Below are 13,806 nucleotides of genomic sequence, written 5' to 3' on the forward strand. Positions count from 1 at the left end.
TTTAATAAGAGAGCCTTATATCAAATTTTGCTAAGGTATGAAGAGCTTTAGAAAAGTGTTCTGGATGCCAACGGTAATAATCTTGTCCTTCTTCTCCTTTAGGTGTATCAATTAGGTATTCATAACCAGGTTGATATTCTCCTACATAGCCAATCTTTTTAGAATAAATGAAAGGCCAGGTTGTTAGCTTACTGGTTGCAGAGCCGCTATCTATTTGAGTTGTGTTAGCTGCAAATTGTTTAAAGTTTTCTAAAGCCTGCTGCCTTATTTGCTCAGCATAGAGTTCGGGATGAATGACGCATAGAGGATTTTTATTAACAAAATCATCGCCAAGTGTTACCCGATAATTGTGAGTGCGCTGCGCAATGATTTGTTCTTGACAGGCTAACTCATAACCGGCTTCAGGACGGTTAATAACCGCTATCTCACTATCTCCACCATTTCCTCGCATACTACGTTCATTAGCGTTAGCGCTTCCACAAATCATTAAGTGATTATCAATGGTGAGAAACTTAGAGTGTACGTAAATTGGACTACGTTGGGCTGCATTTATTAGCTCCTTCCTAGAAATACCAGGTTTGGCAGCAAGTTCAGCATATTCTTTTGTAGGGCCATACCATTGGGCTAAGAAATTAAAAGAAATAAATTGCCACCAAGGTTTGCCGGTGTGCTGTTCAATCTGATTCATCATCCACTGCATAGTTAACCATTGCAATGTGCGAAGTGAATCCATTTCTAGTTGGCCCGGTTCACTATTTGTATTGGGCAACATAGGTAGGGTTATAAACACATGAAAAGGGACTTTTGCTTTATGGCGCTCTATGATTTTATCAACTAAGGCTTGTGGAATAGGGTTAAAAGATTCTGCATGCTCTGATTTAGCGTGAATTCCGGGCCCTCCTATTAAATATTGGCTTTCAAGTTCAATGGAATGTTGCGCTTCTGCAATAGCATTTTTATAACCTATTGCAATACTTCGTTCATAGGGTTTTGCTGCAACCCAAAAATTGCTATGGGAGGCAGACATAGTTGAACGTAAAAGTTGTGACTGCCATAAAGCGCGAGGTCGAAGTAGGTTAGTATAATTAAGGAGGTTGGTATTATTTAAGTTGCGACAAAAACGTTCAAGGCTACAGTAATTATCTTTTGTTTTTTTATTCCAGTATTTTAAGCGGCCATTATTTGCATTTTGCCATGCTGAAACAAAGTCATTTAATAGGTCGCTAACTACAGGGCCGGTAATTTGTTGATGGACATCTCGCCACCCATAGGTATTCGGTGTTTTCTGGGTAGTATGATGGCAGTCATCCATGCGATCTTGTGCAAGATCTAAACCACCATAAAAAGCGGTTAGCTTTCTTTTTTTACTGCCATCATTAAGCGAAAATTCTGCGTCAGTAATGACTGCTTTTGAGTGATGCGTATTAAAGTTATAAGTATGATTAACAGCACGAAATTGTAAATTAGGCAGATCCGCTAGGCCATTTTTAAGTCCTTGTGATCGAGCAATTGCATCTAAATAAGTAATAGAATCATGATGATAAGTTAATTTGTTATCCCAAAATTGAGCCCATACTTTAATGGCAATAACTAAATTAGGATTATCTATCGCTTTTTGCACAAGAATTTTTCCTAAAGTATAGGGCGAGGCCTCATGTTCTTTTGCACTTTTAAGTGTTGGCTTAAGGTAATCTAAGTGTAAGTTAATTTCCCAACCTTCTATACAAATTAAGTATTTTGCATTTTGAATACTTCTGATGATAGAAGGGAACGCTCCCTTAAGTTGTTCTTGCGGAAGAGATATATCTTCATAAGCATTTAAATAATGAGTGACTTGATTGCCTAAGCGAGTGGGTGAATGAGCTGGTTTAATTTCAGGTCCTGTTAAGTTATTTTGTCCTATTTTATTAATACAGTGATAATTAAGATAATATAAATTATCTTGTTGTACGTTACATAAAAGTTTACTTAGATATTCATATAAATCCTGATAAAACTGTTGGGCTTCGGAATTTGGTGCAATATCAACATGATTTTTTACATCTTCTATAAATGCTTTTAATAATAAGTAAAATTGATAACTTTTTACCGGATTGCCAGGCGAGATAGCCAATAGTTCTCGATGATTTTTTATTAATTGACTGTAGAGCTTATTATCGTGATTTTCATTAATAATATTTTTAATTACAGTTAATAAATTCGTACAATCGATTTGAAACTTAGCCTCTAAAATAGGCGTGAACTTCTCAAGCGAGGAATCAATTGTCCTAGCGTATTCAGGGAGATTAGGAGAAAATTTTTCCTTAAAGAGGGTAATAAAATGCTCTATAACTATTTTGATTTTACTTAGATAACTCTTTGTATAAGGATGTTGTGGATCAAAGAGCTTTGAAAATTCATTAACTTGCTTATAGAAATTTTTCACTTCTTCATTTGAAAAACGATCTTTATTTGCAACGAGTATTATTTCTAGATTGGTTAATGTTTGGAATAATTCTTTTTTCTTAAGAGCGACTAAAGTATCTAATTTAAATAATATGGTACGAAGTAATTGGCGCTTATCAGCATGCATTTTGCTTTTTTCATAACTTATTTTTTCTAGATGCTTTTTTATTTGATATTGATAATTAATTATTTCATAAATAGTTAATTCAGCTTCCGCTTTTTCAAGGTTTGTTAAAATTTTTCGTGTTTTACTAAACCAACCTTTATAAGCATTCTTTGCAAATAAAGTGTCTTCATTGTCTTTAAAAGCCCAATTTGCCTTTAGCCTAATTTTGCTAATATCTGCTTGAATAGAGCGGATCTTTATGGAAAAAAAATTATGGGTATACATCAACCATTTCTCTACTGCTATAAAGCCATAAAAGCTTTATTTTTCATCTTTTAAATGGGAAGTAAAATTTTTATCCTTTAATAGGATAACAATTCATTTCATGTTGGTAATTGGAGATAATTTTATAATTAATTCCCAATTTAAAGTTAAACTAAAAAAATTAGAATTTATCTAATATTTTCATTTGGTTAGTCGTCGTTTAATAACTGTGCTTAGTATAACAATTTGAATTTTATTTGCAACTTTTGTTTAAAATAATTTCTTGTTGAGTTATTGTGCTGCTCGTTTAACTTTATAAATTTTACTAGTCAATTAAAAATTTATGTTACCACCTTACTGCTTTAAATTTATTTAAAAATAAGCATAAAGCTTCTTTTGTTAATAAAACCTTAAGGTTTCTCCATTAGTGTGTAGACCAGCAAAACCATAGCCTCTTTAAATCCAATCTCAAGGGCAGGGATTTTAATAGTTCGATTAATAATAAAAAATTAGGGGAAACTATGCGAAGAAAATCATGTCTCTTAAAAATGCTATCATTTGCTATTGTCTTGCCGGTTAGTGCTATTGCTGCCAATAGCAATTCGGTTTATGAATTTGATGGAGTATCATTGAATGCTGCATTAGGACGATTGTCAGGCGAGGCACATGAATATGTTTACGAGGAAAACTCTAATAATAAAATAAGCCAGTTAAATTGGAAAATAAATAGTGCATTAATAGCAAAGGCAGAAATAAACTATGATCTGAAGCCTTGGCTTACCCTAAATGGTAAGGGTTTTACAACGCTCGCCAAAGGTAATGGTTTAATGGACGATTATGACTGGTTAAACCCTAACCAATTCCATTGGACTCATTGGTCTCACCATGATGATACTCATCTTAGTTATGCTAAAGGTATGGATTTGAATCTACAAGCATGGATATTTCATAGTGCAAATTATAAATTTGGTGTTTTAGGTGGCTATGAAAGAAATTCATTTAGCTTTAACGCTAAAGGCGGCTGCTATCAATATGCAAATGGCCGCGATGTAGGCTGTTTTGCAGCTAATGAGCCTGGCATTGGCTATCGTCAGACTTTTAGTACGCCATATCTGGGTTTAGCTGGGAAGTATACTGTCAATAATTTTGAGCTCAATTTATTGTTAAAAGCGAGCAATTGGGTAAATTCTAAGGATAATGATGAGCATTATGCCCGTAACTTAACATTTAAAGAATGGGGGAATGGTGCAAAATATCATTCCATTACATTAAATACGGGATATTATTTTACTAGAAATATGAAGCTCTTTGCTGAAGCTTCTTATACTCGTTACGGCAATACTAAAGCAGATACCCAAATTAGGGATAATACTTCTGGAATAAAAGCCTATATTCCTAACTCAGCTGGGTTAGATAATAAAAATTATATGGTGGCACTTGGATTGCAATACACTATTTAATTAAAAATTTGTCAACTGCACTATTACTTTGTAAAGAAGGTTATTACTTTCTTGATGCAACGGATAGTGCATTATTTTTACTTAGGTATAAACTATTTGCTCTGATTTGACTGCTATTTTTCAACTAAAATTAACTGATATTCAAATGGCTATTGCGCAGCTAATTTAATTGATGTAGCTAACCATGGTCTTCATGTTTACCACAGCTTATCGCAATAATTTTTAAGTAATTTTCAGGTTAGTTAGCCTGACATGAACTAGTTTATATATAATTATTTTGTATTGATATTAATCAAAAAGTCTTGAATTTGCTATAATTGGTATACTCATGCGCCTCCTTTGAAGGTCAAAGTTATGCCTAAACTAAGCAATATAGTTATTAAGGATGAGAAAGACTCAGAAATTATCCACCAAATAAATCAACTTATTGCGCAATATAATCAAACTAGTGCTCAAGCTATTAATACTGCCATTTTAGAAAGAATAATTAGTATTTGCGAAAGTTATATTACCTCAGTTCCAAGAGAAGAACGTTCAAATTTTCTTGATGAAAATGATACGGGTTACTTGCAACTTTTAACAAAATTACCCCATATAAATGAGATTGTACAACTAGAGAAAAGTATCTTGCAGCTCCTTGAGTTGTCTAAATACGGTCAAAACATGCCTAAGGCCCAATGGAAGTTACTAAGTAAATTTTTTCTTTCTGGAGAAGATAATCCTACAAACACGCCAGTTAAAACATTAGGATCTGAATATTATAATGAATTTAAATACGCGGGAAATCTTGCTAAATCTAAATGGATAAATCATTTAGAACCTATCTATAATAATGCAGTTTTAAGTTTGCAAGAAATTTTAACAAATAAAAAAGATGAGATTATCTATTTAGATAATATAGCTCCTTACCAACTGCAGATTAAGCATGGGCTTGTTTACGATAAAGACGAGCAGCCTTTTAGTACAAAAAAATCTTTCGGTATGAATATTAAAGATGGTTATTGTATCTTTGTACTCTCAGCTAACTTACAATTATATGCAAGTGATCCTAAGACCGTATTAAATAAAAATTTTCATCATTCTTCTTTTTTCCAAGGAAGACCAGTTGCCTGCGCAGGTGCTATTAAAGTTAATAATGGTAAGATTATTGAAATAAATCTACTTAGTGGGCACTATAAGCCAAATCGTAAGCATTTATTGACCTTTTTAAATTTATTAGAAGCACAAGGCCTTGATATTTCTACTATTAAAGTAAAAGATCATCCCAACGGCTCCCTACAAAATGCTAAAGAGTATTTAGCTCGTAAGGGGTATTTAGCAGGTGAAGTATCTTATAGAGCTGCAAATGAGGCAAAAATTCCTTTCCCGCTAGAATATAAACATAATCTTGAACATGCAATTAAAATAGGGCATGTACAGGCTAAATATGACAAGGCAAGGGCTCTTATCTATGGAAGTCAAGCTTATCCTAAAGATATATCACAGGGTATTTTTCTTTTGTTAAGTTTAAAGGATCATAAAGATTTTGCTAGTAAAGTTAAGAAAGCGCTAGATGAGATAAGTCCTGCTATTTTATCTATTTATAATATATATAAAGATGTTGCCTCAGATACTGAGAAAGAAAATAAAATAGGACACCTTCTTTTAAAAGTTGAGGAAACAAATGCGTTGCTTTTTTTAGCAGATTTTTCTAGACAAGTAGGGGATGATAAATTATTGGCAAATGTGCAAAAACATATTCTTAGCCTAGTAAAGGATAAAATAGATAAAAGCAGCACAATTAGTTTAAGCGATAATGCAAATATTTTAAAAATTCTACAAGGATCTCGAAATTTAACTTACGATTATGGCCAATTTAAAGAACAAAATGCAGCTTTGTTTGAGCAAGAGCAGGCAGAGCCTCCGCGCGTTAGTAGTAGTCGCTTACAACCTAGAAAACGTATAATTTTATAGAGTGAAAAATGATAATTTTACAAAGGCAATATATTAAGCGTTTATAATTCTAAACCCCCATCTATCTGCTAAAAATACATAGTTTATTTAAACTTTTACTTTTGCTGTTTATATCTTTGCGCAAGTTTATAAATTAAAAATTTTTTATAGTTGCGCTAAATACCATTACTATTTCAAACAAAGGGGAATAAGCTTCCAATGAGATAGATATTAGTCTGGCTTATTTAATTGCAAAATAAATTACCTACCAACCTGCATTTAATCGCATAGTAAAATCCCCTTCAATATCCTTGTCGTTTTCAATTACTTTTTTTACCTGTTCTTGAACATATTCTAGGCAGCGTTTAAAGTCTTTGTGGGGATAGTTTTCACAAATATAGTCATAAGCTTGCTGGCTTCTCACAGGCATTTTGTATTTTTCTGAAATAGTGGGTACTAAAAATAGCTCATCATAGTCAGAAAACTTTGCAAGATATTTATTTCTTTTGATTAATTTTGGATAATCTGCTTGTTCTTGAAGGGTGTTGTAAGTCACAGTTGATAAATAATCACTAGGCTTTGTAGATAAATTTGAAAATTCTGACTTAGCCATATCTAGTAAAATTTTTTGCTTACGTATCCTTTTAATTAAATAATCTTTGCCATCAGCTAAATAAGATTTATCAATAAGTAAAACTCCATCATTAATTTGCCCTTCACAGATAAAAAAATCTGCTAAAGGCACAGCGCCACCTATAGTTGGCCAAGCATCAGCAACTAATAAAGAATGTATAGGAAGCGTATTTAGGGGTAAGTATTTTTTAGAATTAAGAAAGCCTACTACCACAAAAGTATGATGAATATTCTTACCAAACATTTTTAAGCCGCAAAGATGGATTGGTGTACCTAGAGGTAGAATTGCTCTTAGTAAGGTAGCTAAGACATAAGCATGTTGATCACAAGAACCTGTTAAGCTTAATACAGCTGCTGCTGCATTTCTTTCAATGATACTTTTATTATTTTTAGACTCCAATTTTGGTGGATAATAAAAGAAGGTTTGTTGACCTTCTTGAATGGCTGCCTCCCAATTTTGTTTTTGTTCGCATTTAGGTGGCTTTTCAGTGCGGCCATGATCAGTTCGACTTAAATACAGCCAGTTACTTCTATAAAGTCCAGCGGCCATAGAACGTCCTTTATTTCTTTGTATGTCTTCCCAATTATTTTCAGCGCCAAGTCCTAATAACATTTTGGTAATACGTGCGGTTGCGTCACATAATTCAACTAAGTTAAAAGGGATGTTGGGTATCTTTTTAAATAAAGTAGAGTCCAGCAATTTATTATTTGAGGCGGCCTTCTGTGGTATCTCCTTTCGTTTAAGTAAAGCCTTAACTATATTTTCCGAACAAGACATGTTTTTTATTAAGTCAATAAATAGGCGTTTATTTTATATTAATTAGTAGATAAAACATTTTTTTTGATAAAAATTAATTCTAAACAGATATAATCTAAGAAGCGCTGGTGCCCTGAAAAGTTTAAGGCATATTTCTTGTTAATTTAAAGACTCTTATGGTAAAGTTATGTTCATTTTTTTATTAGAATAATAACTCATGCCAAAAATTATTTCTTATCCAAAAACGCCTGAATTGTTTCAAGTTCAAGAAGATGTAATCTATCAAGATAGTGAACAACCTTTTGGCTATTTTGAAACTCAAAATAGCAGATATCGCTCTCAGCAAGAAGATGCCTTAGCTTGGGAAACATTAGATGAAACGCTAGATGGTTTAGCGCCTGAAGAGATTGGTAAGCGGTTATGGACAACTTACCGAATGCTAGATGAGCAAGTCTTAAAAGAAGACTTTGAGGATGGTACTACCGCATCAACGACTATTTACGATGGTAAAGATAATTTAATTACAGCAACTTTAGCAGACGCTGCCTCGTTTGCAGCGATTTACCATGATAACGGTAAGCTTTTGGGCGTTGTTCGCTTAAATTCAGTTACTCATAAACCAACAGATCCTAAAGAAAAACTCCGTATTGAAAAGGCTGGTGGATTTGTAATTTTTAATAGAGTAGGTGGAACCCTTGCCATTTCAAGAGCTATTGGCGATAAGTATTTAAAAGAAAGCGGTGTTAGTTCAGAAGCCACCATTGATATTAACAGTATTAAAGCGCTCGCTGAAACATTTAATATAAGTCCTGAAGCAATTGAAAAAATACAGATTATTACCACTTGTGATGGTTTTACCGATGGTGCTAGTGAAGAAAGTAAAGTTGGCCATGAAGCTTTTTTAATAGCTGCTCTAAACGAAAGTATTACAGAAGCTAAAACTGAAGCAGAAATTGCTAAGGCTTTGGTACAAAAAGCTTTAGCTAATGGCTCTAAAGACAATGTTAGTGTAACCGTGCAAACCATAACAAAAAATACCCCATCGTTTTTGCTTGGAGTGTATGATGGACACGGTGGTTCTAAAGCAGCCACACATGTTGCGCAAAATATTAGTAGTGAATTTAGAAAGCAATGTGCTTTAACTAAAGAGGTTTATCAAGGACAAGCGCTTAGTGTAGAGAAGAATCAAGACGTTTATAAGCGTGACAATAGTCAATTAGCTAGCCAGAAAAAAATAGAACTTATAAAGGCTATAGTTCCGACAGTAGATCAAGTAGGAATCGATAATAAAGCAAGTAATATCAATAACCAAACAACAGTGATAAATCAAGGTACAACTTTAATAGTAGAGCCAGAGATTCCTGAAGTTACCGAGTTAGCTCACGAAACAATAAAAGAAGAAATAGATATTCCTACACAAACAGATAAATCTCCTAATAGCCAAACAGTAGATCAAGTAGGAATCGATAATAAAGCAAGTAATATCAATAACCAAACAACAGTGATAAATCAAGGTACAACTTTACTAGTAGAGCCCGAGGTTCCTGAAGTTACCGAGTTAGCTCACGAAACAATAAAAGAAGAAACAGATATTCCTACACAAACAGATAAATCTCCTAATAACCAAGAAGAGTGTAGATTAATTATTGAAAAACTTCTGCAAGCAACACAAAAGTATCAAACGCAGTTATCTAAAAAGAATCAAGAAATACATTTAATTATTGAACAGCTTCTTACTATATTAAATAGTCCAGAACAAAAACTAACTACAATAAAAAATTATTTTGATTTCTTAAATGAAAAAGAACCCGGTAAACGCTTTACCAATATGGAAATTATACAAAGCAATAAGGATATATCGACTAAACGTTTTCTTGCCGGTATTGCTATTATCGCAGCAACATTAATAACAGGCATTCTACCAGGCCTTGCCATTATTGGTGCAGTTTATAAACTAACAGATAAATCACCTCTTGATTTATTTAAAACTAAAGGTGAGCTCTTTAAAGCAGATTTAGAAAAAATTAGGAAAGATTATCTCACTGATGAAGTAGAACAATCTGCATTTCATATGTAAAGACTTTATTATAAAAATAACGTATGCCAACCTTATTGTGTTTAACAAATAGGTTGGCTAAATTAATTAAACGCTATAAGAGACCTAATAAAGATAACCTATAGTTTTTGCCATTGTAATTTACAATAGATTAGCTAAGAGCCACAGTTAACATTCATAAAAATTCTCAAATGATGCTCTTAAGCGATTTCTTCCAATAATTTTAATTGTGAGTGCTGTCTTATAAATCACTTCTAAAAAACTAGGGTTAACGTGGGCCTTCACTAGAAAAGGAAGGCCCGCTTGGGTCTTCATGGCTAGGAAGGGAGTGAAATCCTAATCTTGTACTGTTTATTATAATTTCATCAACCAAGGCTTTAGTATCACTACTAAAAAATGCTTTGTCATAACTAGGATGCTTCTTCATTGCTTCTGCTAAGTCTTTGCTGGTTGCCTTTCTTTCAAGGACTTCTAGCGCTTTCTTTAATACTTCTCTTTTATCTTCATGCTTTTTATTAGAACCTTTAATATTGTTTAAGTGAGTCTCAGTTTTTCTAATTAATTCTTGACGAATGACTTCATTGCTTAACGCAACTTTTTCTTGGATCAAACGTTTAATTTCTTCCTGCGAGTTAACGCTTTGTTTTTTAAATTTAATTGCCTTTCGCACAAGGTCAATATAGTTTGTTTCTTGCGGATAATCTTTATTTCTTCTCTTGCTTAAATCATGTGTTTTATACATTCGCTCTAAGTCTGTTACACTGCTTTCTCCTTGCATAACTTCTAAAGCTAAATCAAGGACTTGAATTTGCATTGGTTTGTACCCAGGCCCCAAAGTAAGGTGGGTTTCTAAATAATGGCGTGCTTCCTCTAACTTTTTAATTAATATGATATCTTGGCGGTCACTAAGTTCTACTGGCTCACGATCTTTCATACTTTTAGGCTCATAAAATCGTCTTTATTTAACTATAGACCTTGATACAATTAATGAGCAAAATTAATGCAAATTTGCTTGTAAAATACATGATATTTACGAGGGTTAATTGCATTTGCTCTTTAATTAATAAATTAAGAGAAATCATTTAGAATTAGCTTTTAAGAACTCTATTACAAAATAAATTAAATGAATATAAGAGTAGCGTTTGCGTTAGAAGAGGTTAGTGATACGGCAAAAAAGATTGGCACTTCTCTAAGGAAATTTAATGAATCACAAATAGGACCATTTGCCTTTAAACCCTTTACCATTTATCTCACAAATGATCAAAATGATATTATTGCTGGAATTAAAGGAGAAATCTTTGAAAAGGTATGCATGGTGCAAATGGCTTGGGTACAGGAGCTTGAACGTAAGAAAGGTTTAGGCCGTAAGTTATTTATGAAGTTAGAAGAAGTAGCGCGCACTTATCATTGTGAATTTATTCAATTAGACACTGCTGAATTTCAAGCAAAACCATTTTATGAAAAACTAGGCTTTGTCGTTGTTGCTACACTTCCTAAGAATTTTAAAGGTTATACGACTTATATTATGCGAAAATTTCTTAATTCTCACCGCGAGCACGGCTAACGTTATAGGTTAATTGAACTAAAATTATAAGCATAGGTTTTTACTAAGGCTAAGTTATGGCATCAGTAATTGATGTGCTTATCGTAGGTGCTGGACCAACCGGTTTAATGTTGGGATTAGAGTTAGCGCGGCAAAAGATTAATTTTCGGATTATCGATAAAAAAGCACAAACCTCGCAAGTTATTAAAGCAACAGCACTGTCCTCAATTGCTCTAGAAGGTTTTGATGATTTTGATTATGCCACACCGTTTATTAAAGTTGGTAATGCAACGCAAGCGTTAGTAGTTTATGCCGAGGGTAAAATGGCTGCCCATACGCCTTGGAGCGGGATTGAGTCGAAGTATCCCGGATACTTTCTAATAGGGCAAAATTATATTGAGCGTTTTCAAGAGCAATTATTAAACCAATTAAGTGCTCAGGTTGAATGGAATACTGAATTAAAAGGTTTGCTAGAGCAAGGTGAAAGTATTCAAGCTAATATACAAAAGAGTAATCAAGCAGAACTGATTAATTGCTCTTATCTTATTGGCTGTGATGGCGCGCATAGTTTAGTCCAACAACAAGCTCAGTTTGCGATTGATCAAGGTAAAAAATATCCTTCTCATTATCTGGTGGCAGATGTAGCTCTTAAGGGCGATTTTAATCCTAAACATTGGTATCTTTTTTTGGCAAAAAATGGCTTTGCTTCTGTAGGAAGCTTACCCGATAATCGTTGGGGTATTCTTGTTTCACTACCAAAAACTAAGACTTATGAGATAGGTCAGCAACCTACACTGCTAGAATTGCAACATTATTTTGATGAACTATCGCCTATTGCTGGAAAACTAACAAATCCCCGTTGGCTTTCTCATTTTCATACTTATTTGCAAGTAATTAAAAATCGTAGAAAAGGACGAGTTATTTTATGTGGGGATGCCGCACATCAAGTTAGCCCGCTAACCTCGCTAGGGATGAATTCAGGTCTTATGGATGCTCGCAATCTAGGCTGGAAGCTAGCTCTGCAATGTCAAGGCTTTGCAGCTGATAGTTTACTTGATAGTTATAGTGTAGAACAAACTCAAACTTTAAAATCAGCAAAATTGCTATCAGATTTAAATGAAAAATCATTTGCAATGACTGGTTTGATTTCACGAGAATACCGTGACCATGTGACTGGCCTTATGATGCGGCTAGCACCTGTAACGCGTTATTTTGGTGGTTTATTATCACAATCTACTGTTCGTATAACGAAAAGTTCAATTACTGCTGAATCTATAGGCCTACCATTTCATCGGCCTTTTACATCACATCAAGCGCAAGCAGAACCTGATTTACAAGCTTGGGTTAACTTTGGTAAAGGCTTAAGTCTTGGTCAAAGAGCACCTGACGTTTTTGCAGCTAAATTTACTAAAACTGATACACCACAATGGTTGTTTAAAGACGGATTGGCAGGAAAGCATGGGTTATTTATATTCTTAGCTAACAGACCCTTGTGGCCTGAAATGACGCAAGCGATTAATGTTATTATGCAAAATATTGAGCAAAGTTATGGCGCTTGGATAAATTTATATTTAATTGTCAAAGAAGAGAATTATAAGTCTAAGTTTCCTTATAATGTCAAAGTCATTTTTGATGAAGATAATAAAATCCATAAGCGTTATGGTGCAAGTGGCGCGTGCCTCTATTTGATTCGTCCAGATCGCTTTATTGGCTTTCGCAGTATTCCACCTCGTTGGGATAAGCTAGAAATTTATTTAAGTAAAATTTTTAAGCTGCAATAACTGTAGGCTATTTAAAATTAAAGTCTAATTAAAGATAAATCATATTAAACAAATTTAAAAAAATACTTGAACATTTATTTGTCATAGTGTTATCTATACCTCTCACTTTTGAAAAATTGGTTTTTTACAAATGTATAAATCCAGTCAATTTAATGATGAGAGGTATATAACGTGCTTCTGGTTAAATCAATACTCTAATCAATTAGCAAGGGAAAGAATTATGCTTAAGCTATTGACTCCTATAGTTGGTAATATTGCGTTTAAAGGCGCGCCTAAAGGTTCATCTAATCGGTTTTTTAGCCAGTCATTTACTAATAAACCACATAGCCCGTCTTATTTAGAAAAGCAACTTAAAGAATTACAACAAAGAAAAATAAATGCAGAAATTACCACCCTTAAAAAAGGCACAACACTAACTGGCCTAAATATGCACTTTGATGAGCACCTCCTCTATGAAGCCTATCCTTTATATTCAAAAGAAACCTTGCAACGATTGTCAACGCAGGAAAAAAGCTTTTTTCATCAAATGAGTAAAGATTTTTATGCTAGATTTGCTAATTTTATTTTAAAAGATGATATTCAATGTGTTAAAACGACTACTACTGATACGAAACTACCTTTTTTCTATATTCATAGAGATATGACCCAACTAGGAAAGGTTGAAAAAGTGGCAAATATATTACCCTTAGAAGATACTGAATTTTCTTTTAAGCCTAAAATTTAAGTTTTCCCTCCTATAAAATTTTTTATATTCAAAATATGGGTAAAATTACCCATATTAATTTTTGTTCAAATTAATTACAATCCCGACTTGATTGAAAAAAAATCA

At 33.4% G+C, this 13,806-nt stretch carries 9 protein-coding genes; 6 read left to right on the forward strand and 3 right to left on the reverse strand.

Annotated features, from left to right (window positions below; genetic code table 11):
• Position 1: 1 nt before the first annotated feature.
• Positions 2 to 2,836: a hypothetical protein gene (locus tag ACNVED_RS01025; RefSeq protein WP_419419919.1), complete on the reverse strand. Its 2,835-nt coding sequence runs from the start codon at positions 2,834 to 2,836 to the stop codon at positions 2 to 4.
• 500 nt (positions 2,837 to 3,336) lie between these two features.
• On the opposite strand from ACNVED_RS01025, the gene ACNVED_RS01030 reads away from it, so the two are divergent.
• Positions 3,337 to 4,275, forward strand: a complete 939-nt coding sequence (locus ACNVED_RS01030; protein ID WP_419419920.1) for an omptin family outer membrane protease — start codon at positions 3,337 to 3,339, stop codon at positions 4,273 to 4,275.
• A 354-nt stretch (positions 4,276 to 4,629) separates the two neighbouring features.
• On the forward strand, positions 4,630 to 6,228 hold the full coding sequence (locus ACNVED_RS01035; RefSeq protein ID WP_419419921.1) for a hypothetical protein: 1,599 nt from the start codon (positions 4,630 to 4,632) through the stop codon (positions 6,226 to 6,228).
• Between the two features lie 244 nt (positions 6,229 to 6,472).
• Here the strand turns inward: ACNVED_RS01035 and ACNVED_RS01040 are convergent, their stop codons facing one another.
• A complete protein-coding gene (locus ACNVED_RS01040) occupies positions 6,473 to 7,618 on the reverse strand; it encodes a hypothetical protein (protein WP_419419922.1) in 1,146 nt (381 codons plus the stop codon).
• 196 nt (positions 7,619 to 7,814) lie between these two features.
• Here ACNVED_RS01040 and ACNVED_RS01045 point away from each other — a divergent pair, with 196 nt between their 5' ends.
• Positions 7,815 to 9,674 carry a PP2C family serine/threonine-protein phosphatase gene (locus tag ACNVED_RS01045; RefSeq protein WP_419419923.1) on the forward strand — a complete coding sequence of 620 codons (1,860 nt, stop codon included), beginning with the start codon at positions 7,815 to 7,817 and terminating at the stop codon, positions 9,672 to 9,674.
• A gap of 247 nt (positions 9,675 to 9,921) precedes the next feature.
• Here ACNVED_RS01045 and ACNVED_RS01050 read toward each other — a convergent pair whose 3' ends face one another.
• Positions 9,922 to 10,587, reverse strand: coding sequence for a hypothetical protein (locus ACNVED_RS01050; protein WP_419419924.1), 666 nt, complete (start codon positions 10,585 to 10,587; stop codon positions 9,922 to 9,924).
• 189 nt (positions 10,588 to 10,776) lie between these two features.
• Here ACNVED_RS01050 and ACNVED_RS01055 point away from each other — a divergent pair, with 189 nt between their 5' ends.
• The 3 genes from ACNVED_RS01055 to ACNVED_RS01065 all read left to right on the forward strand — a co-directional run bounded on the left by ACNVED_RS01055 (position 10,777) and on the right by ACNVED_RS01065 (position 13,701).
• On the forward strand, positions 10,777 to 11,217 hold the full coding sequence (locus ACNVED_RS01055) for a GNAT family N-acetyltransferase (protein WP_419419925.1): 441 nt from the start codon (positions 10,777 to 10,779) through the stop codon (positions 11,215 to 11,217).
• A gap of 56 nt (positions 11,218 to 11,273) precedes the next feature.
• On the forward strand, positions 11,274 to 12,977 hold the full coding sequence (locus ACNVED_RS01060; protein ID WP_419419926.1) for an FAD-dependent monooxygenase: 1,704 nt from the start codon (positions 11,274 to 11,276) through the stop codon (positions 12,975 to 12,977).
• Positions 12,978 to 13,197: 220 nt separating this feature from the next.
• Entirely contained in the window at positions 13,198 to 13,701 is a 504-nt protein-coding gene (locus tag ACNVED_RS01065) for a hypothetical protein (RefSeq protein WP_419419927.1), read from the forward strand.
• Positions 13,702 to 13,806 lie beyond the last annotated feature (105 nt).

It is taken from the genome of Legionella sp. D16C41, assembly GCF_048541585.1.
In the GTDB taxonomy this organism is placed as follows: Bacteria; Pseudomonadota; Gammaproteobacteria; order Legionellales; family Legionellaceae; genus Legionella_C.

Bases quoted from the DNA above. Each gene is read 5' to 3' on its own strand.
- ACNVED_RS01025 (WP_419419919.1), bottom strand. From the start codon at position 2,836: ATGTATACCCATAATTTTTTTTCCATAAAGATCCGCTCTATTCAAGCA.
- ACNVED_RS01030 (WP_419419920.1), top strand. From the start codon at position 3,337: ATGCGAAGAAAATCATGTCTCTTAAAAATGCTATCATTTGCTATTGTC.
- ACNVED_RS01035 (WP_419419921.1), top strand. From the start codon at position 4,630: ATGCCTAAACTAAGCAATATAGTTATTAAGGATGAGAAAGACTCAGAA.
- ACNVED_RS01040 (WP_419419922.1), bottom strand. From the start codon at position 7,618: ATGTCTTGTTCGGAAAATATAGTTAAGGCTTTACTTAAACGAAAGGAG.
- ACNVED_RS01045 (WP_419419923.1), top strand. From the start codon at position 7,815: ATGCCAAAAATTATTTCTTATCCAAAAACGCCTGAATTGTTTCAAGTT.
- ACNVED_RS01050 (WP_419419924.1), bottom strand. From the start codon at position 10,587: ATGAAAGATCGTGAGCCAGTAGAACTTAGTGACCGCCAAGATATCATA.
- ACNVED_RS01055 (WP_419419925.1), top strand. From the start codon at position 10,777: ATGAATATAAGAGTAGCGTTTGCGTTAGAAGAGGTTAGTGATACGGCA.
- ACNVED_RS01060 (WP_419419926.1), top strand. From the start codon at position 11,274: ATGGCATCAGTAATTGATGTGCTTATCGTAGGTGCTGGACCAACCGGT.
- ACNVED_RS01065 (WP_419419927.1), top strand. From the start codon at position 13,198: ATGCTTAAGCTATTGACTCCTATAGTTGGTAATATTGCGTTTAAAGGC.